The organism is Streptomyces sp. NPDC014801 (assembly GCF_043082085.1).
GTDB lineage: Bacteria > Actinomycetota > Actinomycetes > Streptomycetales > Streptomycetaceae > Streptomyces.
The window spans coordinates 327,920-353,429 of the sequence record NZ_JBIBXG010000006.1 but is presented as its reverse complement, the minus strand read 5'-3'; the positions used below and the strand labels follow the sequence as shown (position 1 = coordinate 353,429).

At 74.2% G+C, this 25,510-nt stretch carries 17 protein-coding genes; 15 read left to right on the top strand and 2 right to left on the bottom strand.

The features are described from left to right. The first annotated feature begins 140 nt into the window (after positions 1–140). From ACF1AL_RS16695 to fxsT, 7 genes are all read left to right on the top strand, one after another. Positions 141–725 carry a TetR/AcrR family transcriptional regulator gene (locus ACF1AL_RS16695; RefSeq protein WP_384214453.1) on the top strand — a complete coding sequence of 195 codons (585 nt, stop codon included), beginning with the start codon at positions 141–143 and terminating at the stop codon, positions 723–725. Next, entirely contained in the window at positions 722–1,912 is a 1,191-nt protein-coding gene (locus ACF1AL_RS16690; RefSeq protein WP_391826298.1) for an SGNH/GDSL hydrolase family protein, read from the top strand. The genes ACF1AL_RS16695 and ACF1AL_RS16690 overlap by 4 nt, the downstream gene beginning before the upstream one ends. 20 nt (positions 1,913–1,932) lie before the next feature. Then, positions 1,933–3,465, top strand: a complete 1,533-nt coding sequence (locus ACF1AL_RS16685) for a 3' terminal RNA ribose 2'-O-methyltransferase Hen1 (RefSeq protein ID WP_391700465.1) — start codon at positions 1,933–1,935, stop codon at positions 3,463–3,465. Next, positions 3,462–6,050, top strand: coding sequence for a polynucleotide kinase-phosphatase (locus tag ACF1AL_RS16680; RefSeq protein WP_391700462.1), 2,589 nt, complete (start codon positions 3,462–3,464; stop codon positions 6,048–6,050). The genes ACF1AL_RS16685 and ACF1AL_RS16680 overlap by 4 nt, the downstream gene beginning before the upstream one ends. Before the next feature lie 179 nt (positions 6,051–6,229). Beyond that, positions 6,230–7,780: a hypothetical protein gene (locus ACF1AL_RS16675; RefSeq protein WP_391700459.1), complete on the top strand. Its 1,551-nt coding sequence runs from the start codon at positions 6,230–6,232 to the stop codon at positions 7,778–7,780. Beyond that, entirely contained in the window at positions 7,777–8,826 is a 1,050-nt protein-coding gene (locus tag ACF1AL_RS16670) for an AAA family ATPase (RefSeq protein ID WP_386911692.1), read from the top strand. The genes ACF1AL_RS16675 and ACF1AL_RS16670 overlap by 4 nt, the downstream gene beginning before the upstream one ends. 46 nt (positions 8,827–8,872) lie before the next feature. Next, on the top strand, positions 8,873–13,324 hold the full coding sequence (gene fxsT / locus ACF1AL_RS16665) for an FxSxx-COOH system tetratricopeptide repeat protein (protein WP_391826296.1): 4,452 nt from the start codon (positions 8,873–8,875) through the stop codon (positions 13,322–13,324). A gap of 318 nt (positions 13,325–13,642) precedes the next feature. On the opposite strand, the gene ACF1AL_RS16660 is transcribed toward fxsT, so the two are convergent. After that, the gene (locus ACF1AL_RS16660; protein ID WP_366836642.1) at positions 13,643–14,944 is read right to left on the bottom strand and encodes a cation:proton antiporter; all 1,302 of its coding nucleotides are present in this window, start codon (positions 14,942–14,944) and stop codon (positions 13,643–13,645) included. Positions 14,945–15,165: 221 nt separating this feature from the next. Here ACF1AL_RS16660 and ACF1AL_RS16655 point away from each other — a divergent pair, with 221 nt between their 5' ends. The 7 genes from ACF1AL_RS16655 (at position 15,166) to ACF1AL_RS16625 (ending at position 23,969) form a co-directional block, all read left to right on the top strand. Then, positions 15,166–16,272 (top strand): hypothetical protein, encoded by a 1,107-nt coding sequence (locus ACF1AL_RS16655; protein WP_391826294.1) that lies wholly within the window; start codon positions 15,166–15,168, stop codon positions 16,270–16,272. Continuing rightward, positions 16,269–17,405: a caspase family protein gene (locus ACF1AL_RS16650; protein ID WP_391826292.1), complete on the top strand. Its 1,137-nt coding sequence runs from the start codon at positions 16,269–16,271 to the stop codon at positions 17,403–17,405. Before ACF1AL_RS16655 ends, ACF1AL_RS16650 begins: the two co-directional genes overlap by 4 nt. A gap of 99 nt (positions 17,406–17,504) precedes the next feature. Beyond that, entirely contained in the window at positions 17,505–17,732 is a 228-nt protein-coding gene (locus tag ACF1AL_RS16645; RefSeq protein ID WP_366836645.1) for a hypothetical protein, read from the top strand. 89 nt (positions 17,733–17,821) lie between these two features. Further along, complete coding sequence (locus ACF1AL_RS16640) at positions 17,822–19,756, top strand: HEXXH motif domain-containing protein (RefSeq protein WP_391826290.1); 1,935 nt, start codon at positions 17,822–17,824, stop codon at positions 19,754–19,756. A 298-nt stretch (positions 19,757–20,054) separates the two neighbouring features. Next, a complete protein-coding gene (locus tag ACF1AL_RS16635; protein WP_391700442.1) occupies positions 20,055–21,278 on the top strand; it encodes an arginine deiminase in 1,224 nt (407 codons plus the stop codon). Positions 21,279–21,390: 112 nt separating this feature from the next. Continuing rightward, entirely contained in the window at positions 21,391–22,398 is a 1,008-nt protein-coding gene (gene argF, locus ACF1AL_RS16630; RefSeq protein ID WP_366836648.1) for an ornithine carbamoyltransferase, read from the top strand. Positions 22,399–22,529: 131 nt separating this feature from the next. After that, the gene (locus ACF1AL_RS16625) at positions 22,530–23,969 is read left to right on the top strand and encodes an amino acid permease (RefSeq protein ID WP_391826288.1); all 1,440 of its coding nucleotides are present in this window, start codon (positions 22,530–22,532) and stop codon (positions 23,967–23,969) included. Here the strand turns inward: ACF1AL_RS16625 and ACF1AL_RS16620 are convergent. Continuing rightward, positions 23,929–24,381 carry an ATP-binding protein gene (locus ACF1AL_RS16620; protein WP_366836650.1) on the bottom strand — a complete coding sequence of 151 codons (453 nt, stop codon included), beginning with the start codon at positions 24,379–24,381 and terminating at the stop codon, positions 23,929–23,931. The genes ACF1AL_RS16625 and ACF1AL_RS16620 overlap by 41 nt on opposite strands. Before the next feature lie 299 nt (positions 24,382–24,680). Here ACF1AL_RS16620 and ACF1AL_RS16615 point away from each other — a divergent pair, with 299 nt between their 5' ends. Continuing rightward, the gene (locus ACF1AL_RS16615) at positions 24,681–25,508 is read left to right on the top strand and encodes an enoyl-CoA hydratase family protein (RefSeq protein WP_366836652.1); all 828 of its coding nucleotides are present in this window, start codon (positions 24,681–24,683) and stop codon (positions 25,506–25,508) included. The last annotated feature ends 2 nt before the right edge of the window (positions 25,509–25,510 follow it).

The window sequence follows — 25,510 nt, the reverse complement described above, 5'->3', positions numbered from 1 at the left end:
GCACCGGCCTCCGCCATGCGCAGCCGAAGACGAACGCACCCTCGTTCGCGACGTGCTCCGAGCCAGGCTTAGTTATTTCGCCATTTGCCTAAAGCCTTTAGGCAGGTGCATACTGGCTTATGGCAGAGGAAAGGGAGGCCATGGCACGCGCAGGACTCACGCCCGACCGCCTGATCCGCGCCGGCGCCGAGCTCGCCGATGAGGTCGGCTTCGAGCAGGTCACCGTCTCCGCGTTGGCCCGGCGTTTCGACGTGAAGGTCGCGAGTCTGTACTCGCACCTGAAGAACTCGCAGGAGCTGAAGACCGGGATCGCCCTGCTCGCGCTGGGCGAACTCGCCGACCGTGCCGCCGACGCGCTCGCCGGACGGGCCGGCAAGGACGCCCTGACCGCCCTCGCCAACGTCTACCGCGACTACGCCCGCGAGCACCCCGGCCGCTACGCCGCGACCCGCCTCCCCCTGGACCCCGGCACCGCGGCCGCGAGCGCGGGCGTCCGGCACGCGCAGATGACCCGGGCGCTGCTGCGCGGCTACGACCTGACCGAGCCCGACCAGACCCACGCGGTCCGCCTGCTGGGCAGCGTCTTCCACGGCTACGTCAGCCTCGAACTGGGCGGCGGGTTCAGCCACAGCGCGCCCGACAGCCAGGAGAGCTGGGAACGCGTCCTGGACGCCCTGGACGCGCTGCTGCGCAACTGGCCCGCACCCCCCGAGGGAGACCGATGACCGCCGACTGGATCACCACCCCGCTGACCGCCGCCCTGCTGCGCGGCGCGCTCGAACTGGAACGCACCCCGCACGGCCTGCTCCCGCACCGGCTGCCCGCCCGCGCCCGCGCCCAGAACACCGACCCGCAGCTCGCGCTGGCCGAGTCGCAGCCGTCCGGCGTGCGCCTGGCCCTGCGCACCCGGGCCACCGCCGTCGAGCTGGACGTCCTGGCCACCAAGCGCGTCTACCGCGGCGCCCCGCCCCGCCCGCACGGCGTGTACGAACTCCTCGTCGACGGCCGGGTGGCCGGGCGTGCCACCGCGGACGACGGCAACACCGTCACCATCGACCTGGCCACCGGCGCCAACGAGATGCGTCCGGGCCCGGTCACCACCCTGCGCTTCACCGGCCTGCCCGAGCGGGACAAGCACGTCGAGATCTGGCTGCCGCACAACGAGCACACCGAGCTGGTCGCCCTGCGCAGCGACGCCCCCGTCGAGCCGGCGCCCGACGGGGACCGCCCGGTGTGGCTGCACCACGGCAGCTCCATCAGCCACGGCTCCGACGCCGACGGCCCCACCTCCACCTGGCCGGCGCTCGCCGCCCGGCTCTCCGGCGTGGAACTGGTCAACCTCGGCTTCGGCGGCAGCGCGCTGCTCGACCCGTTCACCGCCCGCGCGATCCGGGACACCCCCGCCGACCTCATCACCCTCAAGATCGGCATCAACCTGGTCAACCTCGACCTGATGCGCCGGCGCGCCCTCGGCCCGGCCGTCCACGGGTTCCTCGACACCGTGCGCGACGGGCATCCGACGACCCCGGTCACCGTCGTCTCCCCGCTGTACTGCCCGATGCACGAGGACACCCCCGGCCCCTGCGCCTTCGACATGGACGCGCTCGCCGAGGGACGCATGGCCTTCCGGGCCATGGGCGACCCGGCGGAGGTCGCCGCCGGGAAACTGACGCTCACCGTCATCCGCGAGGAGCTGTCCCGGATCGTCGCCGAACGCTCCGCGGACGACCCCCACCTCGGCTACGTCGACGGCCTCGAGCTGTACGGCGAGCAGGACCACGCCGAGCTGCCCCTGCCGGACGGACTCCACCCCGACGGCGCCACCCACCGCCGTATCGGCACCCGGTTCGCGGACGTGCTGGCGAAGGCGCTCGGGAGCGCCGGGGGGAAAACCGGTGGCCCGGCCGCCTGACGGCCGCGAGACTCGCTCACATGTTCCTGACCATCGGCACCACCGGCACAGCCGAACGCCCCGCGACCGACCTGGGTTTCCTGCTGCACAAGCATCCCGACAAGGCGCAGGCGTTCTCCACCTCCTACGGCACCGCGCACGTCCTCTACCCCGAGGCGGACGCCCGGCGCTGCACGGCGGCGCTGCTGCTGGAGGTCGACCCGGTGGCGCTGGTGCGGCGCGGCAAGGGCAAGGGCCGCGGCGGCGCTCCCGACGCCGCGCTCGCTCAGTACGTCAATGACCGCCCGTACGCGGCCTCATCGCTGCTCGCCGTCGCGCTGAGCGGTGTGTTCTCCAGCGCCATGCGCGGGGTGTGCACCACCCGGCCCGAGCGCGCCGCCGAGCCGCTGCCGCTGCGCGTCGAGGTGCCCGCACTCCCCGCCCGCGGCGGCCCCGCCCTCGTACGGCGTCTGTTCGAGCCGCTCGGCTGGACGGTGAGCGCCGAACCGGTCGCGCTGGACGCCGAGTTCCCGGAGTGGGGCGACTCGCGCTACGTCCACCTCGTCCTGGAGTCGGAGGCGCTGCGGCTGTCCGAGGCGCTGCGGCACCTCTACGTCCTGCTCCCCGTCCTGGACGACGCCAAGCACTACTGGGTCGCCGCCGACGAGGTGGACAAGCTGCTGCGGGCCGGCGAGGGCTGGCTGCCCGGCCACCCCGAGCAGAAGCTGATCACCACCCGCTTCCTCTCCCGCCGCTGGTCGCTCACCCGGCAGGCCATGGAGCGCCTGGAGCTGGTGCGGCTCGCCGAGAGCGACGACGCGGCCGTCGAGGAGATCGACAACGCCGTGGCGGCCGAGACGGAGGAAGAGGAGAAGCCGACCCCGCTCGCCGTGCAGCGCCGCGAGGCCATCACCACCGTGCTGCGCCAGACGGGCGCCGCGCGCGTCCTCGACCTCGGCTGCGGGCAGGGCGAGCTGGTGCGGGAGCTGCTGAGGGACGCCCGGTTCACCGAGATCGTCGGCGTGGACGTGTCGATGCGCGCGCTCACCATCGCCTCCCGCCGGCTGAAGCTGAACCGGATGGGCGAGCGGCAGGCGGAGCGGGTCACCCTGCTCCAGGGCTCCCTCGCGTACACCGACAGCCGGCTCAAGGGGTACGACGCCGCCGTGCTCAGCGAGGTGATCGAGCACCTCGACCTGCCGCGGCTGCCCGCCCTGGAGTACGCGGTGTTCGGCGCCGCCCGGCCCCGCACGGTCGTCGTGACCACCCCGAACGTCGAGTACAACGTGCGCTGGGAGTCCCTCCCGGCGGGGCACGTCCGGCACGGCGACCACCGCTTCGAGTGGACCCGCGAGGAGTTCCGCGCCTGGGCGCGGGCGGTGGCCGAACGGCACGGCTACGGCGTGGAGTTCCGCCCCGTGGGCCCGGACGACCCCGAGGTCGGCCCGCCCACCCAGATGGCCGTGTTCGAGCTGAGCACAGCCCTGACGAAGAACGACAAGGCAAGCAGGACCGGGAAGGCCGGGAAGGCCGGCGAGACCGACGCGACCGAGAAGGAGGCGAAGGCGGCATGACAATCGAAGCGCCGAAGGCGGCGAGGGCACCCCGGCAGGGGCGTGTCCTGCCCGTCACCGACCTCTCCCTCGTCGTCCTCGTCGGCGCGTCCGGCTCGGGCAAGTCCACCTTCGCCCGGCGCCACTTCAAGCCGACCGAGGTCATCTCCTCCGACTTCTGCCGCGGCCTGGTCTCCGACGACGAGAACGACCAGAGCGCGACCCGGGACGCCTTCGACGTCCTGCACTACATCGCCGGCAAGCGGCTCGCCGCCGGCCGCCGCACCGTCGTCGACGCCACCAGCGTCCAGTCCGACGCCCGGCGGCAGCTGATCGACCTGGCCAGGCAGTACGACGTGCTGCCCGTCGCCATCGTCCTGGACGTCCCCGAGGAGGTGTGCGCCGCCCGCAACGCGGAGCGCACCGACCGGGCCGGCATGCCGCGCCGCGTCATCCAGCGGCACGTCCGCGAACTGCGGCGCTCCCTGCGCCACCTGGAGCGCGAGGGCTTCCGCAAGGTGCACGTGCTGCGCGGCGTGGAGGAGGTCGAGCAGGCCACCGTCGTCACCGAGAAGCGGTTCAACGACCTGACCCACCTCACCGGCCCGTTCGACATCGTGGGCGACATCCACGGCTGCTCCGCCGAACTGGAGGCGCTGCTCGCCAAGTTGGGCTACGTCGACGGCGTCCACCCCGAGGGCCGTACCGCCGTGTTCGTCGGCGACCTCGTCGACCGCGGTCCGGACAGCCCCGGCGTGCTGCGCCGCGTGATGTCCATGGTGAAGTCGGGCAACGCGCTGTGCGTGCCCGGCAACCACGAGAACAAGTTCGGCCGCCACCTCAGGGGCCGCACGGTGCAGCACACCCACGGCCTGGCCGAGACGGTCGCGCAGATGGAGGGCGAGAGCGAGGAGTTCCGGCGCGAGGTACGGGACTTCATCGAGGGCCTGGTCAGCCACTACGTCCTCGACGGCGGCCGGCTCGTCGTCTGCCACGCCGGGCTGCCGGAGAAGTACCACGGCCGCACCTCCGGCCGCGTCCGCTCGCACGCCCTGTACGGCGAGACCACCGGTGAGACCGACGAGTTCGGGCTGCCGGTGCGCTACCCGTGGGCCGAGGACTACCGCGGCCGGGCCGCCGTGGTCTACGGCCACACCCCCGTCCCGGAGGCCACCTGGCTCAACAACACCATCTGCCTGGACACCGGCGCCGTCTTCGGCGGCAAGCTCACCGCGCTGCGCTGGCCGGAGCGGGAGCTGGTCGACGTACCGGCGGAGCGGGTCTGGTACGAGCCGGTCAAGCCGCTGCGCTCCGAGGCGCCCGGCGGGCACGACGGCCGGCCGCTGGCGCTGGCCGATGTGCACGGCCGCCGCGCGGTGGAGACCCGGCACGCCGGGCGGGTGGCGATCCGCGAGGAGAACGCGGCCGCCGCGCTGGAGGTGATGAGCCGTTTCGCCACCGACCCGCGACTGCTGCCGTACCTGCCGCCGACCATGGCGCCGACGGCGACCTCGCGGGTCGAGGGCTACCTGGAGCATCCCGAGGAGGCCTTCGCGCAGTACGCGGCGGACGGCGTCGAGCGGGTCGTGTGCGAGGAGAAGCACATGGGCTCGCGGGCCGTGGCCCTGGTGTGCCGGGACGCGGAGGCGGCCCGCAAGCGGTTCGGTGTCGACGGGCCCACCGGGTCGCTGTACACCCGCACCGGCCGGCCCTTCTTCTCCGACGGGACGGTCACCGAGCAGATCCTCGACCGGCTGCGCACCGCGATCGGCGAGGCCGGTCTGTGGGCGGAACTCACGCCGTCCGACAGCGCCTCCGGCGCGGGGGACTGGCTGCTGCTGGACGCCGAGCTGATGCCGTGGTCGCTGAAGGCGTCCGGGCTGCTGCGCTCGCAGTACGCGGCCGTCGGTGCCGCGGCGGGCGCGGTGTTCCCGGGCGTGCTCGCCGCGCTGGAGGGGGCCTCGGCCCGGGGCGTGGACGTGACGGACCTGCTGGACCGGCAGCGTGAGCGCGCCGCCGACGCGGCCGCGTTCACCGAGGCCTACCGCCGCTACTGCTGGACCACCGACGGGCTGGACGGAGTGCGCCTGGCACCGTTCCAGCTCCTCGCCGTCCAGGGCCGCAGCCTCGCCGGGCTGCCGCACGACCGGCAGCTGGCCCTGCTGGACCGGCTGGTGGAGCACGACGGCACCGGTCTGCTGCAGACCACGCGGCGGCTGTACGTCGACACCGGCGACCCGGAGTCGGTGCGGGCGGGCGTCGACTGGTGGCTGGAGATGACCGGCCGCGGCGGCGAGGGCATGGTCGTCAAGCCGCTGGACGCGCTGGTGCGCGGGCCGGAGGGCCGCCTGGTGCAGCCCGGCATCAAGTGCCGGGGCCGCGAGTACCTGCGGATCATCTACGGCCCGGAGTACACCCGGCCGGACCAGCTGGCCCGGCTGCGGCAGCGGTTCCTGAACCACAAGCGGTCGCTGGCGCTGCGCGAGTACGCCCTCGGCCTGGAGGCCCTGGACCGGCTGGCGGAGGGCGAGCCGCTGTGGCGGGTGCACGAGGCGGTGTTCGGGGTGCTGGCGCTGGAGTCGGAGCCGGTCGACCCGCGGCTCTGAGTCGTACACGACGACGGTTCCCGGCCGTCGGAGCGATGAGTTCCGGCCAGGTCGTCCCTGCTGGGGCGGTCCTGGCCGGACATCGTGACGCCGATCCCTTTCGTCCCTGGTTAACCGCTGGTAGCCGTGCTAACTTCGCTGGTCCATCAGGCAGATGAACCGGCTCAGGGGGAAAGTCGGTGACGACAGGCGCGCGGGCGGACGGGCCCGAGGACACAGCCGGGCAGGCGCGGGGCGTGGACCTGCTGTTACGTCTCACCGACGCACTGTGCGAGCTGAGCTGCATGGAGGACGCCCAGGGGCGCGTCCAGTTCGCCGCCGTCCTCGGCGAACAACTCCAGCGCCAGGTCGACGTCCGCGGCATCCGGCTCCGCGAGGACGTCATCACCCTGGTGCGGGCCGCGCTGAACGCCGCGGGCGGCGAGCGCGTGCTGGTGGGTGTGGTGCGCGTCTTCGAGGGAGGCCCGGCCGGCGACGAACTCGACCGGCTGCTGGCGCCCGCCGCCCCGGCCCCCGAACCCGACCTGCTGCCCGGCCCGCTCACCGGCGACGACGAGTACAGCGCCCGCGCCGTCCTCGCCAAGGGCGACCTGGCCGCCGACCGGCTGCGCGACGACCTCGTCCAGGAACTCAACGGCCTCTTCCTGCCCCTCGGCCTCACCCCGGACCGGCTCTTCACCTACGTCCTGGAGGCCAACGCCCAGCCCGACGGCCTGCCGCCCGCCGTCCTCCTCCTCGACCGCGCCGCCGCCCTCGCCGCCACCCCCGCCCACCGCACCGCCCTGTCCGGCTGGGTCGACGACTGGGCCCGGCGCGCCGGCCTCACCGAGCAGGTCGAGCGGCGCCGTGGGGCCCGCGCCGAGGCCGTGTGGGACCCCGACATCCCGCGCTGTCTCATCGTCGCCGTGGAACCGGCCCGGGACGGCACCGGCGAGATCCTCGTCCGGCCCTGGCTCAACACCGCCCCCGGGCACTGGGACCCGCGGCCCGGCGAGCCCGTCACCACCACCCTCGACGGTCTCGGCCCGGCCGTCGAGGACGCCCTGCGCCAGGGCGCCCGCCTCTGGTCCGCCGCGCCCGAGGCGCACCCCGGCGGACGCCGCATCCCGCCGCCCTACGTCGAGTTCGTCCTGCCGTACGACCTCCTCACCCATGACGTGGCCGCGCTGCCCCACCGCATCGGCGACGGGCGCCCGCTGCCGCTCGGCACCCGGTACGGGGTCCATCTGCGCAGCCTGGAGCGGATGCGCTCCTACGACGGGACGGTGCACGAGCAGTGGCTGCGGCGCTGGCGCACCCTGTGCCGGGACGGCGTCGGCGTGCAGCACTGGAGCGAACCCGACGCCGAACGGCTCGATGCCTGGCAGGCCCGGCTCGCCGGGGAGACCTCCCGCACGGCGGTCGTGCTGGACGCCCCGGACACCGGGCCCGCGCTGGAGGCGCTCAAGGCCGCCATCGCGGAGGGGATAGGGCTCGCGATCTGGGACCGCAGGGGCGTGTTCCTGGAGGAGCGGCGGGAAGTGGTGACCGCCGTTTTCGCGGCCGTGCCCACCCCGGCCCAGATCCCCTCCGTGATCCACCGGCTGCGGCAGAGCGCCGCGCTGCACACCCAGGGACCGGGCCGTTTCCTCGGCCGGCACATCGGATTCCTGTGGGACGACCCGACCAGACTCGTCGACATTCAGACCCCCTACCCCGGCGATCCCGCCAGCGAGGAGGCACCGGCATGAGCGCGCAGGAGCAGACGGCAGGCGGCGGCTGGCGCGTCTTCGACGCCACCGGCCGGGCCCCGGCCGACCCGCCCCCGTTGCCGGCGCCCCCGCCGTGGCGCCGCTTCCGCGGCGGCCCCCCGCAGCCGCCGCCGCCCGACGACCCCGAGGCCGCGCTGCGCCGCCTCGGCCCCGGCGACCTCGCGCCGCAGCTCGACGCCGACGAGATCGACGTCGTCAACGCGGCGCTGGTGCTGCGCCGGCCCCTGCTGATCACGGGGCCGCCCGGAGTCGGCAAGTCCACCCTGGCGTATCTCCTTGCCCGGGAACTCGGCCTCGGCCGGGTGCTGGAGTGGAACATCGTCAGCCGTACCGCGCTGCGGGACGGCCTGTACGTCCACGACGCCATGGGGCGCGCCCAGGCGATCGCCGCCTGGCAGGCCGCGCTGCCCGGCGCCGACGCCGAGCCCGCCTCAAAAGAAAGTCAACTCCCGCCGCAACTGGGTGACTTCATCACACTGGGGCCCCTGGGCACCGCTCTGCTGCCCTACGATCGTCCCCGGGTGCTCCTTGTCGACGAACTCGACAAGAGCGACATCGACCTGCCCAACGACCTGCTGCACGTGCTGGAGAACGGAAGCTATGACGTCCCGGAGCTGGTGCGAGACGCCGCCGACACGGCACGCGTCCACACCAGCGACCCCGGGGGCCGCGCCGAGGTGCGACACGGGCGCGTGGAGTGCCGGGAGTTCCCGGTCGTGGTGATCACCAGCAACGGGGAACGAGAGTTTCCGGCCGCATTCCGGCGCCGCTGCCTGCCCCTGGAGATGCGCCCGCCGGGCCGCGAGCGGCTGCTCGCGATGATCGAGGGCCATCTCGGCACCCGGCCGGAAGGGGCCGAGGACCTGGTGGAGGAGTTCGTCCAGCGCGTCCAGGCGGGCGGCACCCACAGCCTGGATCAGCTACTGAACGCTGTCCAGATGACTACGGCGGGTGGTTTCCAGGCGGACGGTGACGGGCGTAAGCTCATCGAAACGCTGCTCCGCGACCTCGCGAAGGGCCGCTGAATTGACCGGTAGGGAGCGCGCATCCGGACTGGGCGACGGCGGACCCGTGTCGGGGTCGTCGTCGCCGGCTTCGGCGTTCCCGGAACCGGATGACTCCCTTCCGCACTGGCAGGAGCTCGCCGACGCGGTCTGGCTCGCCGCGCACTGGAGCCGGCACACCGGCACCGGCGGCAACCCCGGCGACCACCCGGTCCCCACCCCCGCCCCGGCGCGGCCCGCACCCGAACGGCCCCCCGCCGCACCGCCGGACGAGGACGCCCCCGGCGGCGCCGAGACGCCCGCGGCCGACACCGGCCCGCCCGCCGGCGACACCCCGCCCGCGGCGGAGCCCGCCGGCCCCGTCGCGCTCCCGCCCGAGCACCCCACCCCGCCCGGGCCCCCGGCCGGTGACACCACGTCGGCCGGCGTGCTGTTACCCGACCCCACCGGCACCCGCACCCTGCACGCGGCCCGCCCGCTGCTGCCCGCGGACGAAGGGCCCCAGCCCGGGCCCGGCCGCGCCACCGCCCTGCTCGCCCGCGCCCTGCACCGCCTCGCCCGCCGCATCCCCTCCCGCGACACCCTGGAACTCGACGAGGAGACCACCGCCGAACAGGGAGTCGTGGACGGCATGTGGCTGCCCTTCCTGCGCCCCGCCCGCACCAGCGCCTTCGACCTCGTACTCCTCGTCGACGCCGCACCCACCATGCGGATCTGGGAGGACACCGTCGCCCGCCTCGCCGAGGCCGCCGAGCACAGCGGCGCCTTCCGCGGAGTGCGCACCCTGCGGGTCACCGTGCCCCGCACCGGCACCGCCGCCCTGCGCTGGCCCACCGGGCGCGAGGCGGCCGACCCGGCCGAACTCCTCGACGGGCGCGGCGGCCGCGTCTTCCTCGTCGTCACCGACGGACTCGCCCACGGCTGGGCCGCCCCCGCCGCCGACGCCCTGCTCGGCCGGCTCGCCCAGGCCGGGCCCACCGCCCTCGTCCACCTGCTGCCCCCGCACCTGCGCCGCCGCACCTCCCTCAACCCCTACGACGCCACCCTGGAGGCCGGCGGCTTCGGCGCTGCCAACACCGGCCTGCGCCACTGGGCGCCACCCGGCGGCCCCGACCCGCTGCGGCCGCTGCCCGCCGCCGGCGACGGCGCCGTCCCCGTGCCCGTGCTGTCCCTGCGGCCCGGCTCGCTCATCGCCTGGGCCGACCTGGTCACCGGCGAACGCGGAGTGCGCCGCGCGCTGCCCGTGGTCCTCGCCGGCACCCTCACCAAGGGCGCGCCCGCGCCCGGACTGCGCGCCCCGCGCTTCCCGCGCGCCGCCGCGGCCGCCGTACGCCGCTTCCTCACCCTCGCCACCCCCGCCGCCCGCGCCCTCGCCACCCAACTCGCCGCCATCCCCTTCGACTTCGACCTGGTGGAGCAGCTGCGCCGGCGCACCATGCCGGAGACCCGCCCCGACCACCTCGCCGAGATCCTCATGGGCGGACTGATCGACTGGGACAGCGGCGACGAACACCCCGAGTTCGCCGACGGCGTGCGCGAGGCCCTGCTGGCCACCACCACCCGCTCCCAACTCGCCCGCACCGTCAGCGTCGTGGGCGACCTGCCGGCCGCCGGCGAGCGGGGCGTGGCACTGCGCGCCGCCCTGCGCGACCCCGGCGGCGCCACGCTGCCCGACCCGGCCGCGCGCGGCTGGGCCCGCAGCGAACTGGCCGTGATGCGGGCGCTGTCGGGGCCGTACGGCGAACGGGCCCGGCGCATCGAACCCCGGCTGTACGCGTTCGCCGACGCGGGCCCCGTGCCCCATACGGCTGAACGGGTGGGCACCGGTTTGCCGCAAGGTTCACCCGCAGTGGTGAACCCGGGGGACGCGGTGCTCGCTTCCCCGGGTCCGGAAGGCAGTGATCCAGCGTCGACCGAACCCGAGACCGCTGGAGACCACGTGAGCCTGGTGACCGACGCTACCCAACCACAAGCCCCGGAGGCTGAACCGCTCATGCAGAGCACCACGACCGCAACGCCGGCCCTCCTGGTGAACGTGCCGCTCAGGAACACCTCGTTCGTCGGCCGCCAGGCGCTGCTCAGGGCCGTGGAGGAGCAGCTCGGCGCCCAGGACACGACGGCCGTGCTGCCCAACGCGCTGCACGGCCTCGGCGGTGTCGGCAAGAGCCAGCTCGCGCTCGAGTACATCTACACCCACCAGCACGACTACAAGGTCATCTGCTGGATCCCCGCCGAACGCGAGAGCCTCATCCTCGCCGCCCTCGCCAACCTGGCCTCCCAGCTCGGCGTCGCCCCCATCGGCCAGGACAGCGCCGCCGCCCCGGCCGCCAACACCGCCGTGCCCGCCGTCCTGGAGGCGCTGCGCACCGGCGCGCCGTACGACAACTGGCTGCTCGTCTTCGACAACGCCGAGGACATCGAGAAGGTACGCAGCTACTTCCCCGCCAACGGGCCGGGGAAGGTCATCGTCACCTCACGGAACCGCGGCTGGGAACGCGTGGCGACCTCGCTGCCGGTGAACGTCTTCGAACGCGCGGAGTCCGTCGAGCTGCTGCAGAAGCGCTCGCCCGACCTGAGCGTGGAGGACGCCGACCGCCTCGCCGAGGCCCTCGGCGACCTGCCGCTCGCCGTCGAGCAGGCGGGCGCCTGGCGGGCGGTGACCGGCATGCAGGTCGACGAGTACCTGGACCTGCTGGCGCAGCGCAGCCCGGAGATCCTCGAACTCGACCCCGCGCCCGACTACCCGGTGTCCGTCGCGGCCGCCTGGAACATCTCCCTGGACCGGATCCTGGAGAAGAACCCCGGCGCCCGGCAGCTCCTCGACATCTGCGCCAGCATGGCCCCCGAGCCCATCCCGCGGTCCATGCTGCGCGGCAGCCGCGGGGTCAGCATCACCCCCGAGGTCGACCCGATGCTGCGCGAGCCGATCAAGCTGAACCGCGCCATCCGCGACCTGAACCAGTTCTCGCTGATCAAGGTCGACCCCCGCTCCGACACCCTCCAGATGCACCGGCTGCTGCAGACCGTGCTCCTCGCCAAGCTCGGCTCCGAGGAACGCGAGCGGATGCGGGACGCCGCCCACCAACTGCTGTCCGCCGCCAAGCCCGGCGCGCCCGGCTCCTCCCTGGAATGGCGCGCCTACCAGGCGCTGCTCCCGCACGTCCTCGCCTCGCAGGCGGTGACCAGCACCGACGGCTATGTGCGCGACCTGGTCGCCGACACCGTGTGGTTCCTCTACTACTGGGGCGATCACGAGGGCGCGGCGAGCCTCGCCCGGCAGACCTGGAACGCCTGGATCGCCGCCTCCGGCGAGGAGGACATCCAGGTCATCCGCATGGCGAAGTGCTTCGCGTTCCTGCTGCGGCAGGTCGGCGAGGTCGGCGAGTCCATCCCGCTCACCGAACGGGCGCTGGACATCTCCCGGCGCATCGACGCCGAGCCCGAGGTCCTCATCGACTCCCTGTGCGAGATGGCCGACGCCTACGGCTACCAGGGCCGCTTCGAGGACGCGCGGGCGCTCGCCAAGGAGGCGCTCGACCTGGCCCGGTCGCTGTTCGGCACCGACGACCCCATCACCCTGCGCGCCACCCACGCCTACGGCGTCGACCTGCGGCTGTGCGGCCGGTTCACGGAGGCGCTGCCGCTGGACCAGGAGAACGCGCGCCAGCGCGACCTGCTGCTCGGCCCGGCGAGCTTCTTCACCCTCAACACCCTCAACGGCCTGTCCATCGACATGCGCGAGGGCGGTGACTACCCCGGGGCCCGCGACTTCCAGGAGGACGTCTACCGCCGGGCCCGCGACACGATGGGCGAGGAGCACCCGCTCACCCTGCGTGTCGCCCGCAACCTCGCGGTGTGCCGCCGCCGCGACGGCGCGCACGCCTCGGCCGCCGAGCTGGCCCGGGACACCCTGCGCCGGTTCACCAACCGCTACGGCGCCGACCACTTCGACTCGCTGGCCACCGCCACCAACGTCGCCGTCGACCTGCGTCTGGCCGGGGACCTGGAGGCCTCCCGCAAGCTGGCCGAGTCCACCATCCAGCGCTACGAGCAGCGCCTGGGCAAGAACCACGCCTACACCCTGCTGACCAAGGCCAACCTGGCCGCCACGCTGCGCGCGCTGGACGCCCTGGACGAGGCGCAGGAACTGGAGGACGAGGTGGCGCGGCGGCTCGCCGACACGGTCGGGGCGCACCACGTCACCACGCTCACCGTGGCCATCGGGCAGGCCAACACGGCGTACGCGCGCCTGGACTTCGAGCGGGCGCGCGCGATCGACGAGGCCAACCTGCCACTGCTCGCGGAGGTCGCCGGCGACAAGCACCCGCTGACCCTGTCCTGCACCGCCAACCTGGCCCTGGACCTGCGGGGCCTCGGCCGCGGCGGCGAGGCGGACGAACTGGAGCGCAAGGCGATCGACGGCTTCGCCTCCGGCGTGGTACGCCCCGACCACCCCTGGCTCCAGGCGGCCCGCAACCGCCGCCGCATCGAGTGCGACATGGCCCCGATGCCGCTGTAGCCTCCGGCGGCCGTACGGATCGCGGGCGCCCTGCTCGGGGGCGCCGCGAGCCGCGGGGGGACGTTGCCGCTGGAGGCATCGGCTCCGGGTGCGGTGGTGTCGGGCGGGGCGCCCTGGGGCGCAGGTGGGCCTGGCCGTGCGGCGGTTCTGGTCTTGGGCGTGACGGCCTCGTGGCTACGGCGGGCAGCCGTGGGCCCCCGAGGCGCGCGTCGGGGTGGCGTTGCGGCGGCACGCCGTGCCACCGCGTGCCCCGTGGCAACGTCAAGTCCGCGACGCCACGGTCTTGGCGGAACCGTGGCGTGGGGCGCGGAGGGGCGGTCAGACGCCCGGGAGCGTCTTTTCCGTCGTCGGGGGGTGGGTCGGGTCCGGGCGGGGTGGGGTGGACGGTGGGCGGGAGAGGTGGTCGGCGAGGCGCAGGAGGGGCTGGGTCAGCAGGGTCGTGGCCAGGGCCATGAAGACCAGCACCGTGTACAGCTGCTCGCTCAGCAGGTGCGCCTGGTAACCCGCGTTGAGGGCGATCAGTTCCGTCAGACCGCGGGTGCTCATCAGGACGCCGACCGTGCGCGCGTCGTCCCGCTCCAGGCCGCTCAGCCGGGCCGCCACGGCGCTCGGGCCGACCTTGGTCACCACCGCCAGCACCGTGACCACCAGCAGCGCGATCCAGCCGGTGCCGTCCATGCTGCCCAGCGCCACCGACTGGCCCGAGACCACGAAGAAGAACGGCAGCAGCAGCGAGCTGACATCGTGCAGCGGCCGCACCAGGTCGGGGTCGAGCGTGCCGTCCTCCTCCCGCGGCAGCACCGCCCCCGCCAGCAGCGCGCCGAAGATCACGTGCAGCCCCAGGTAGTGGGTCACCCACGCCGACCCCAGCGCGAAGCCCAGCAGCAGCGCCAGCCGCAGCGACGGCTCCAGCGCCGTCCGCCACAGCAGCCGGCGCAGCAGCGGCCGTGCCACCAGGGGCATGAGCGCGATGAAGCCCACCGCGAGCAGCGCCCGCCACTGCCAGCCGAGGTCCTGGTCGTGTCCGCCGCTGTTGAGCAGCGTCCCCGCCAGCACCGTCCAGCCGAGCACGTCGAGCAGCCCTGCCGCGGACACGGCCACCACCCCGGGCACCGTGCGGGCCAGGCCGTTCTCCCGCACTATGGCCGTCAGCACCGGCACCGCCGTTATCGACAGGGCGACCCCGGCGAAGACCACCACGGCGGGGGAGAGGTCCCGGGGCATGCCCAGGTCCCGCAACTGCTTTTGGAACAGCAGCGCGCAGCCGGCGCCCGCCGCCATCGGCACCACGAACGCCGCCGCGGCCACGGCCACCGCCGACCGCGCCCGGTCGCCGAGGATCCGCAGGTCCAGTTCGTACCCGATGGAGAACAGGAAGACGACGAGGGAGATCTGCGCGAAACCGGTCAGCGCGGGGGAGATCCCCTGCGGGAACAGCGTGTCGTGCACCCCCGGCGCGGCACTGCCCAGCAGCGAGGGCCCTAGCGCGATGCCCGCCGTCAACTGGCCGACGATGTACGGCTGTCCGAGCCGGCGGGCCAGCCAGCCGGCGGCGTGCGCGGCCACGAGGATCAGCGCCGAGGCGCCCACGACATGCAGGACGAGTGCGTCAGGGCTCATGGCGTCCCCCCTGTGGTCCGGTGGACCGGGCCGGCGGCCCGGTCGCCGTCGTGGATCGCACGCGTGCTCGATCCCAACTGCCCTATGATACTGGTAACTTGACGTCGCAGTGGCAGTCGTACACAACGCTGCACCGGTGTCACGGGGGGCACATGACGGCGGTCGTCTTCATCCATGGGACAGGGGTTCGCGAACCGGGCTTCTCTGCGACGGCGGGGCGCGTGGCGGCCGGACTGACCGCGCTGCGCGACGGACTACGCATCGTGCCCTACTACTGGGGTGGCACGCACGGCGCCACGCTCGCCGCCGGAGGCGCCAGCCTCCCTGCGGCCACCGGCACCAGCCGGGGCCTCGCCCAGGCACCGGCCGCCGGCGATCCCGAGGACGACACCGCGTCCGTCTGGGCCGCCCTGTACGCCGACCCGTACGCCGAACTGGCCCTGGCCGCCGCCTCGGTGGCGCCCGCTGCCGAGCGGCCCCCCGGCTCCGTACCGCCCGTCCAGACGTTCCAGGCGCGCCTCGCCCGGCTCGCCGCCGAGGGGGACGCGCCCGCCGCCGAACTGGGCCCCGGCCTGGCCCGCGCCGCCGGCGACCTCGCCGCCCACCCCCTGCTCGGGCCCGCCGCAGAGGCCCTCGCCCCGGACGACCTCGCCGCCGTCGCCGCCCGCAGCCTCACCGCCCGTCTCGTCGCCGACGCCCTGGACGCCGACAGCCCGCTCGTCCCGGCCGGCGACACCCGGGACGCCGTCACCGAGCGGCTCGCCGAGGCACTGGGTGCACCGCCGCGGGGCACCGAGCGCGGTGTGCGCTCCCTGCTGCTGCGGACCGCCGGATCCGCCGCCTCGCGCGCCGTCGTGCGCCGCCGGCGCGCCCTCACCGAGGCCGCCCACCCCGCCGCCGGGGACATCCTGCGCTACCTGGCCCGCGGCGCCGCCGTCCGCGCCGGCCTGCGCACCCTCGTCGAGGGCCTCGAACCGCCCGTCGTGCTCCTCGGCCACAGCCTGGGCGGCATCATCGCCCTGGACACGCTGGTCTCCGCGCCGCTGCCGCAGGTCCGGCTGCTGGTCACGGCCGGCTCCCAGGGGCCGTTCCTGTACGAGTCGGGCTCCCTGCCCAGCCTGGAACACCCGGCCCCGCTGCCGCCCCACGTCCCGGACTGGCTGAATCTGTACGACCGCCGGGACCTGCTGTCCTACCTCGGCGCCGGCCTCTTCCCGGGCCGCGTCACCGACGTCGCCGTCGACAGCCGCCAGCCCTTCCCGGCCGCGCACAGCGCCTACTGGACCAACCCCGACGTCTACCGGCACATCGTGGACCGCCTGCCGTGACCGGCCCGTCCCCGCGGACCGCGAGCGTCGACCCGGCGCGCGTCCACGCCCTGATCGTCGGCATCGAGTCCTACGGCGCCGGTCCCGCCTGGGACCTGCCCGGACCAGCCCGCGACGCGGTCCGCGTCCATGCCCTGCTGCGCGCCGCCGGTGTCCCCGAGGCCCAACTGCGCCTGCACCTCGCGCCGCTTCCGCCGTACCGGCCCGACATCCCGCACGCCCCCGCCGACCAGGCCACCCTGCGCCGCGCCCTGGTCCAGGAACTGCCCCGGGTCCAGGGCGAGGTGCTGTGGGTGTGGTGGGGCGGCCACGGCGCCCTCGACCGGTCCGGGCACCTGCGGCTGTTCTGCGCCGACGCCACCACCGCCGACAAGCTCGGCATCGACCTGGACTCCGCGCTGGAGCGCTACCGCAGCGACGCGGTGCCCTCCCTCACCGAGCAGTTGTGGGTCGTCGACGCCTGCGAGACCTTCGAGGAGGACCTCGCACTGCGCGAGCCGCTGCCGCCGGACGCCCTGCCCGTGGGCCGGCGCACCCTGGTGCACCGGCAGACCGTGCTGCGGGCCGCCGGGCGCGGACGGGCCGCCGCCAACGACCCGGCGCGCGGCACCGGGCTGTTCTCCGAAGTGCTGCTCGCCCTGCTGGCCGAACGTGCCGGGGCGCTGCCCGCCCCGCCCGATCCGGAGGAACTGTTTCCGGCCGTCAGGGCACGCATCGCGGCCCTCAGGGAAGCGGGACGGACTCTGCAGTATCCGGAGATCCGGCTGCAGAGCCCCGAGCGCGGCGAAACCCTCCCTCCGCCCCCGGCGCCCCCCGCGCCTCGCCCCGTCTCCCCGCTGCAGCGGGCGGTGGACGCGCTGATCGCCTATCCGCTGATGGCCGACCCGGCCGAGCGGCAGGCCGTGGTCGCCACCCTCGGCCCCGGCGTCACAGGGACGCTGTCCCGTCATCCCAAGGCCCGCACCGATGCCACCGGCATCCTCAACGGGCTCGCCCGCAGCCGGCCCGACGCGCTGTGGCGGCTCTACGACGCCGTCCTGTCCGTCGACGACGACCCCGGCCGCGCCCGCGAACTGGAGGCGACGCTGCGGGAGTTCGCGTCCTGGGCCGGACGCCCGAGCGATCAGAGATGATCGAGTGGCGTGATCGTACGGTTTTCGACATGGGCAGGAATGGCCATGATGGAAAAGACGCGGGGCATTGCGTGCCACCGTGCGAGAAGGGGGACCGTCTTGGACCAGCTGCCCGCACTGCAGCAAGCCGCAGCCGTACGTGAACCGGGCCGCCCCGCGGGCGCCGACGGCTGGGAGTCGGATCTCGCCGACCTCACGGCGCTGCCCCTGACCGAGGTGGACGGCCTCGCCCCGCTGGACCCCGCCCACCGCCTGCTGCGGGAAGTGCTGCGTGCCCGCGGCGGGATGCGCGGCGGGAACGAGGGCGGTGGCGCGCGGGCCGAGTAGAGGCGGGCCCGGCCCAGGGCCGAGCGCCACGCCAGGTCCGTGACGCACGCCGGGCCCCCGCACGTCCGCCCCCGCGACCGGAGGTCTCGATGACCAGCGAGCAGAGCCAGGCCCACCTTCGCATGCCCGCGGGGCTCTTCGCGGAACTCGCCGCAGGCGGGGGCTCGACGCAGGCGCTGGCCTTCCTGGAACGGGGCGAACGGACCCGGCGGCTGCTGCTCCTGCGCACCCTGCTGGACCGTTTCGCCACCCTGCCCACACCGCTGACGCCACCCGGCCGAGCCTGGCAGGTCGTCAAGGAGGCGGCGGAGCGGGCGCCCGAGCCCGTGGACCGGCTGCTGCTCGCCCCCGCCACCGGCGGCTGGCTGGCCCACATGCTGCGCCGGTTGCACGGGACGGCCACGGGGCCCGACCTGTGGGCGGAGGCGGGTCACCTGTGCGCGCTGGCCGTCTCCGCGTCGCTGCTCGCCGGGACGACCGCGGAGCTTCGCGTTCCGCTCACCGACGGCTGCCTGGCCCTGCCGGGCCTGGGCCTCGCCCGGCTCCCCGCCGCCCGCCCGGGCCTGACCCCCGGCCACGCCCGCACCCACGCCGGCACCCTGACCCTCACGGGACCCGACACCACGGGCACCACCCGGACGTCCCTGACACTCCGCCCCACGACCGTCGGGCTGACGACAGGGCGGGCGGGTTCGGAAGGTTTTGATGCAGGCGGCGCGCCCGCCGGGTGCTTGTCCACGGGGTGCGGCGGGGGAGCGGACACGGGGAACGGGTGCGCGTGTCCGGACGGCGTGGGGGCGAACGGCTTGGCGCCCGGTGACGACGACCTTGCCTCCGGCGGCGCCGCCTCCCGCGGCGCGTGTCCGGACGGCGCCTGTCCAAACGGCGCGCGTCCGGACGGCACCTGTCCGGACGGCAAGGCGTCCGACGGCGCCGGCTGGCTGCCCCTGCGCACCCTCACCGCACGCACCTGCGCCGGCCCCGTCGCCGTACCTCTGGACGACCTCGACCCCTACCGGGACCTCGACGACCCGTTGCCGCCCGCCCGGCTGGAGGACGCGGAGGCGTGGGCGTGGCAGCGGGTGTTCGAGGAGGCCGTCGCCCTGCTCGACGTGCCGGGCGGGCCCGGACCGGGGCGGATCGAACCGGCGCTCATACGGGCCGTCGTGCCCTACGGCCGTACGGCCGCCGCACCGCCCGCCCCGCCGACCGTCCCGGTGTCCGCCTCCAGCGGCGACTCCTACGGCGGCATGGTGATCTCCCGCCCGTCCTCCGCGCTCGCCCTCGCCGAGACGCTGGTGCACGAGTTCCAGCACAGCAAGCTGGCCGCCCTGCTGCACCTGTTCCCGCTGCTCGACGACGACCGCGAGGAGCGCTACTACGCCCCCTGGCGCGCCGACCCGCGTCACCTCACCGGCCTGCTGCACGGGGCGTACGCCTTCACGGGGGTGGCCGGGTTCTGGCGGGACCGGCTGGCCGCCACCGGCGACGAGGCGGAGGCCGAGACCGCCGGCTACCACTTCGCCCTGCGGCGTCTGCAGTGCCGGCTCGTGGTGCGCACGCTGCTGACCAGCGGCCGGCTCACCGCGCAGGGCCGGGCGCTGGTGGCGGGCCTCGCGGCCACGCTGGACGGCTGGCTGCGCGAACCGGTCCCGCCGGCCGCCCTGGCCCGCGCCCGTACGGCCGCGCGGCTGCACCGCACGGAGTGGCGCCTGCGCAACGTCGCCGCGTCCTCCTCGCCGCACTCCCCGCTGCGCTTCCGCCCGGACCGCGCGTTCTGGCCCGACCGGCGCACCCACGCCTTCGCCGACGCGCCCGCCGCCCCGCGCACGCCCGACGCGCACCTGGCCGCCGGCGACGCCGCCGCCGCGCTGGCCGGCTACACCGAGCAGCTGGCGGACCGTCCGACGGACCCGCACACCCTGGCCGGCTGGATCGTCGCCCACGCAACCCTGGAGCCGACCCGCGCCACCCGCCGCCTCCTCTCCCGCCCGGAACAACTGCAACCCCAACCGAGCGGCTGACCGCGCTCCAGCCCCAGCCGAGCCGCTGACCGCGCTCCGACCCCAAGCGAGCCGCTGACCCGGCCCCGGCCCCCGGCGACGGCAGACGGGCGGCGGCCGGCTCGCCGATCGCCCGCACCCACCTCGCCCTCCCCACCCCCGCACCCACCACCGGGCCAGGGCCAAGCCGCCCCACCACCCGAGTCACTCGGTCTCGAAGGCGGCCCCCCCGGCCGAAACCCCCGCCACCCCACCCCCTCCGCAAGAGAAAACGCGCGAGTGGTGGGTCAACAGGGCGGTGCGTGGTCAGGATGGAGGCATGGGATTCCACGTCGACTCCGAAACCGGGCGGCTGCGCCGCGTGATCCTGCACCGGCCCGATCTCGAGCTCAAAAGGCTCACGCCCAGCAACAAGACGGCCCTCCTCTTCGACGACGTGCTCTGGGTGCGCCGGGCGCGCGCCGAGCACGACGGGTTCGCGGACGTGCTGCGCGACCGGGGCGTCACCGTCCACCTCTTCGGTGACCTGCTCACCGAGACCCTGGAGCTCCCCGACGCCAGGGCGCTCGTCCTCGACCGCGTCTTCGACGAGAAGGAGTACGGCCCCCTCGCCACCGACCACCTGCGCGAGGCCTTCGAGACGCTCCCGGCGCGCGAGCTGGCCGAGGCGCTGGTCGGCGGGATGACCAAGCGGGAGTTCCTGCAGGCGCACGCCGAGCCGGTCTCGGTCCGCTTCCACGCGATGGAGCTCGACGACTTCCTGCTGGCGCCGCTGCCCAACCACCTCTTCACCCGCGACACCTCCGCCTGGATCTACGACGGCGTCTCCGTGAACGCGATGCGCTGGCCGGCCCGGCAGCGCGAGACCGTCCACTTCGAGGCGATCTACCGGCACCACCCGCTCTTCCGGGAGGAGACCTTCCGGCTGTGGTCCGAGGGGCAGGCGGACTACCCGTCCACCATCGAGGGCGGCGACGTGCTCGTGATCGGCAACGGCGCGGTGCTGATCGGCATGAGCGAGCGCACCACGCCGCAAGCGGTGGAGATGCTGGCGCACAAACTGTTCGCGGCCGGTTCCGCCCGCACGATCGTGGCGCTGGACATGCCGAAGCGGCGCGCCTTCATGCACCTGGACACCGTGATGACGATGGTCGACGGCGACACCTTCACGCAGTACGCGGGCCTCGGCATGCTCCGCTCGTACACCATCGAGCCCGGCGGCGGGGACAAGGAGCTGAAGGTCACCGACCATCCGCCGGAGCACATGCACCGCGCGATCGCCGCCGCGCTCGGCCTGAGCGAGATCCGTGTGCTCACCGCCACCCAGGACGTGCACGCCGCCGAGCGCGAGCAGTGGGACGACGGCTGCAACGTCCTCGCCGTCGAGCCGGGCGTCGTCGTCGCCTACGAGCGCAACTCCACCACCAACACCCATCTGCGCAAGCAGGGCATCGAGGTGATCGAGATCCCCGGCAGCGAACTGGGCCGGGGCAGGGGAGGCCCCCGCTGCATGAGCTGTCCGGTCGAGCGGGACGCCGTATAGCCGTACCGCCGTACAGCCGTGTACGAGCACAGGGGTGGGGGCCGTATATAAATGCCGAGGATCGTATAGACTTCCAATAGTCAGCCGTCCCCCGTCCCTCTGGAGCGCCCCCATGGCGACAGTCCCGACCGCCCTCGCCGGCCGCCACTTCCTCAAGGAGCTGGACTTCAGCCCGGAGGAGTTCCGCGGCCTGGTCGAGCTGGCCGCCGAGCTGAAGGCCGCCAAGAAGGCCGGGACCGAGCAGCAGTACCTGCGCGGCAGGAACATCGCGCTGATCTTCGAGAAGACCTCCACCCGCACCCGCTGCGCGTTCGAGGTCGCCGCCGCCGACCAGGGCGCCCACACCACGTACCTGGACCCGTCGGGCTCCCAGATCGGCCACAAGGAGTCCGTGAAGGACACCGCGCGGGTGCTGGGCCGGATGTACGACGGCATCGAGTACCGCGGCGACAGCCAGGAGAAGGTCGAGGAGCTGGCCGCGTACGCCGGCGTGCCCGTCTTCAACGGCCTCACCGACGACTGGCACCCCACCCAGATGCTCGCCGACGTGCTCACCATGACCGAGCACAGCGCCAAGCCGCTCACCCGCATCGCGTTCGCCTACCTCGGCGACGCCCGCTTCAACATGGGCAACTCCTACCTGATCACCGGCGCCCTGCTCGGCATGGACGTCCGGATCGTCGCCCCGAAGTCCTACTGGCCCGCCCAGGACGTCGTCGACCGCGCCCGTGAGCTCGCCGGCACCACCGGCGCCCGCGTCACCCTCACCGAGGCCCTGGAGGAGGGCGTGCGCGGCGCCGACTTCGTCGCCACCGACGTCTGGGTGTCCATGGGCGAGCCCAAGGAGGTCTGGGACGAGCGCATCGCCGCTCTCGCCCCCTACGCCGTGACCATGGACGTGCTGCGCGCCACCGGCAACCCGGACGTGAAGTTCCTGCACTGCCTGCCCGCCTTCCACGACCTGGGCACCAAGGTCGGGCGGGAGATCTTCGAGACCCACGGGCTGGACTCCCTGGAGGTCACGGACGAGGTCTTCGAGTCCGCCCACTCCGTCGTCTTCGACGAGGCCGAGAACCGCCTGCACACCATCAAGGCCGTCCTCGTGGCCACCCTGGCCTGACCACCCGCCACGCAGCGGGTTACGCGGCCGACCAGGCCGTATGCTGTCCGGCGGCCCGGAGCCACCCATTCCGCGGCCGCCGCGCGCCCGACCCCGGCGCACTGTCGTCCCCAGAAACGAGCACCACCCGCATGCCCCGCATCAAGTCCCCCGCGCTCCTGGTCGCCGAATCCGGCGCCGACCGGGACGGCCACGGCCTCAAGCGCACCATGGGCCTCGCCCAGCTGATCTGCTTCGGCGTCGGCGCGATCGTCGGCACCGGCATCTTCGTCGGCCTGTCCGACTCCGTCGCCCAGGCCGGGCCCGCCGTCGTCGTCTCCTTCCTGCTCGCCGCGATCACCTGCGTCTTCACCGCGTTCTCCTTCGCCGAGCTGGGCGGCGCGATCCCGGTCTCCGGATCGTCGTACTCCTTCGCCTACGCCGGCCTCGGCGAGACCACCGCCTTCCTCGTCGGCTGGTGCCTGCTCCTCGAATACGGCGTGTCGATCTCCGCCGTCGCCGTCGGCTGGAGCCAGTACGTCAACGAGCTGCTGCACAGCCTCACCGGCGCGCAGCTCCCGGCCGCGCTGTCGGCCGGCCCCGGCGAGGGCGGGATCGTGAACCTTCCGGCCGTGATCGTCATCGCGCTGGCCTGCGTGCTGCTGGTGCGCGGGGTGCGCGAGAGCGCCCGGGCGACCGCCGCCATGGCCGCGGTCAAGCTGGCGATCCTGCTCGCGTTCTGCGCCATCGGCTTCTACGCCTTCAAGGACGGCAACCTCACCCCGTTCGCCCCGGCCGGTCTCGGCGGCATCGGCGCGGGCACCACGGCCGCGTTCTTCTCCTACATCGGCTTCGACGCGATCACCACGGCCGGCGAGGAGGCGAAGAACCCGCGCCGGGACATCCCCGTCGCCATCCTGGTCTGCATGGGCGTGGTCACCCTGCTGTACTGCGCGGTCGCCCTCGCCGCGACCGGCGCCGTCGGCGCAAAGGAGGTCGGCGGCCGGCCCGCCGCCCTGTCCTACGTCGTCAACCAGGTCACCGGCTCCTCGGTCGGCGGCGGCGTGATCGCCTTCGGCGCGGTCGTCGCGATCGCCTCGGTGGTGCTCGCGGTGATGTACGGCCAGAGCCGCATCCTGATGTCGATGTCCCGCGACGGACTGATCCCGCGCGTCTTCGAGCAGGTCTCCCCGCGCACCTCGACCCCCGTCGCGGGCACCCTGATCATCGCCGTCGTCTTCGCCGTCCCGGCGGCCTTCGCCTCGCTCGACGCGGTGGTCGACCTGTGCACCATCGGCACCCTGGCGATCATGGCCGTGGTCAACATCGCGGTGATCGCCCTGCGCCGCCGCGAGCCCGGCCTCGCCCGCACCTTCCGGGTGCCGCTGTACCCGGTGCTGCCGCTGCTGGGCGTCGGCTTCTGCCTGTACCTGATGTACGAGACGGGCTGGACCGCCTGGGTGCAGTTCGCCGCGTTCCTGGCCGTCGGTCTCGGCGTGTACGCCGCTTACGGGCGCCGCCACTCGCGGCTCGCCCGCCCGGCGGCCGAGGTCAGGCCGGACGCCGCTGAGCGGGAACCACTGGGAGTCTGAACCACACCGCCTTGCCGGACTCGGTGGGGCGGTGCCCGCACGACGAGCTGAGCGTGCGGATCAGCAGCAGCCCGCGGCCGCCCTCCTGCCACGGGTCGGGCGCGGCCAGGGTGGGCCGGGTCAGATCGCCGGGCGGCGCCGGGTCCGGGTCGTGCACCTCCACCTGGCAGCCGGTCGGCAGCAGCTCCACGACCAGCTCTATCGGCGTGGCGCCGGAGGTGTGCTCCACGGCGTTCGCCACCAGCTCCGCCGTCAGCAGCTCCGCCGTGTCGCTGTCCGCGCCGTGCTCCAGCTCGGCCAGGGCCGTGCGCACCAGGGCACGCGCCACCGGCACGGCCGCGGCGGAGTGCGGCAGCGGGATGCGCCAGGAGGCGGAGAAGGCGGGGCGATCGTGCACAGCGAGTCCGTTCATCAGCAGGCTGTCCTGCTTTCGACCTACGAAGGATACGGCGCTGCCCGGCACGGCCTTCGGCCGGGCGCGTCCGGCACGGTCCTCGGGCCGGGCGCCGTCCGGGACCGTCGGCCCCGGCACCGGGCGACCTACCCGGCCGAGCGTCCTCCGTCGCCTCGCGCGTTCCTTCGTTACCCATCCATCGAGGAGCCGTGACGTTCTTCGGCCAATGTTCCGGACGCCGTATCGCGCACTCGTGACGACGGTCACGGATCGGTGATAGCTTCGTGGGGTAGCGCTCAGTGAGGAGGCCGCCCCGCATGAGTCCCTTCACCGGCTCCGCCGCCCGCACCCCCGCCTGGGAGCACTTGAGGGTCGAGCACAGCGACGGCGTCGCCACCGTCACCCTGGCCCGCCCCGACAAGCTCAACGCCCTCACCTTCGGCGCCTACGCCGACCTGCGCGACCTGCTCGCCGAGCTGTCCCGGGAGCGGTCCGTGCGCGCCCTGGTGCTGGCGGGCGAAGGCCGCGGCTTCTGCTCCGGCGGCGACGTCGACGAGATCATCGGCGCCACCTTGTCCATGGACACGGCCCAGCTGCTCGACTTCAACCGGATGACCGGGCAGGTCGTGCGCGCGATCCGCGAGTGCCCCTTCCCGGTGATCGCCGCGCTGCACGGCGTGGCCGCCGGCGCCGGCGCGGTGCTCGCCCTCGCCGCCGACTTCCGCGTCGCCGACCCCACCGCCCGGTTCGCCTTCCTCTTCACCCGCGTCGGCCTGTCCGGCGGCGACATGGGCGCGGCCTATCTGCTGCCCCGCGTCGTCGGCCTCGGCCACGCCACCCGCCTGCTCATGCTCGGCGACGCGGTGCGCGCCCCGGAGGCCGAGCGCATCGGCCTGATCAGCGAGCTGACCGAGGAGGGCCGCGCCGACGAGGCCGCCCAGGACCTGGCCCGCCGCCTGGCCGACGGCCCGGCCCTGGCGTACGCCCAGACGAAGGCGCTGCTCACCTCGGAACTGGACATGCCGCTGGCGGCCTCGATCGAACTGGACGCCTCCACCCAGGCCCTGCTGATGAACGGCGAGGACTACGCGGAGTTCCACGCGGCCTTCACGGAGAAGCGCCCACCGAAGTGGCAGGGGAGGTAGAC

Coding starts and splice junctions, on each gene's coding strand:
- ACF1AL_RS16620 (WP_366836650.1), bottom strand. CDS start 24,381: ATGAACGGACTCGCTGTGCACGATCGCCCCGCCTTCTCCGCCTCCTGG.
- ACF1AL_RS16625 (WP_391826288.1), top strand. CDS start 22,530: ATGCCCCGCATCAAGTCCCCCGCGCTCCTGGTCGCCGAATCCGGCGCC.
- ACF1AL_RS16640 (WP_391826290.1), top strand. CDS start 17,822: ATGACCAGCGAGCAGAGCCAGGCCCACCTTCGCATGCCCGCGGGGCTC.
- argF (WP_366836648.1), top strand. CDS start 21,391: ATGGCGACAGTCCCGACCGCCCTCGCCGGCCGCCACTTCCTCAAGGAG.
- ACF1AL_RS16615 (WP_366836652.1), top strand. CDS start 24,681: ATGAGTCCCTTCACCGGCTCCGCCGCCCGCACCCCCGCCTGGGAGCAC.
- ACF1AL_RS16680 (WP_391700462.1), top strand. CDS start 3,462: ATGACAATCGAAGCGCCGAAGGCGGCGAGGGCACCCCGGCAGGGGCGT.
- ACF1AL_RS16670 (WP_386911692.1), top strand. CDS start 7,777: ATGAGCGCGCAGGAGCAGACGGCAGGCGGCGGCTGGCGCGTCTTCGAC.
- ACF1AL_RS16635 (WP_391700442.1), top strand. CDS start 20,055: ATGGGATTCCACGTCGACTCCGAAACCGGGCGGCTGCGCCGCGTGATC.
- ACF1AL_RS16660 (WP_366836642.1), bottom strand. CDS start 14,944: ATGAGCCCTGACGCACTCGTCCTGCATGTCGTGGGCGCCTCGGCGCTG.
- ACF1AL_RS16690 (WP_391826298.1), top strand. CDS start 722: ATGACCGCCGACTGGATCACCACCCCGCTGACCGCCGCCCTGCTGCGC.
- ACF1AL_RS16685 (WP_391700465.1), top strand. CDS start 1,933: ATGTTCCTGACCATCGGCACCACCGGCACAGCCGAACGCCCCGCGACC.
- ACF1AL_RS16695 (WP_384214453.1), top strand. CDS start 141: ATGGCACGCGCAGGACTCACGCCCGACCGCCTGATCCGCGCCGGCGCC.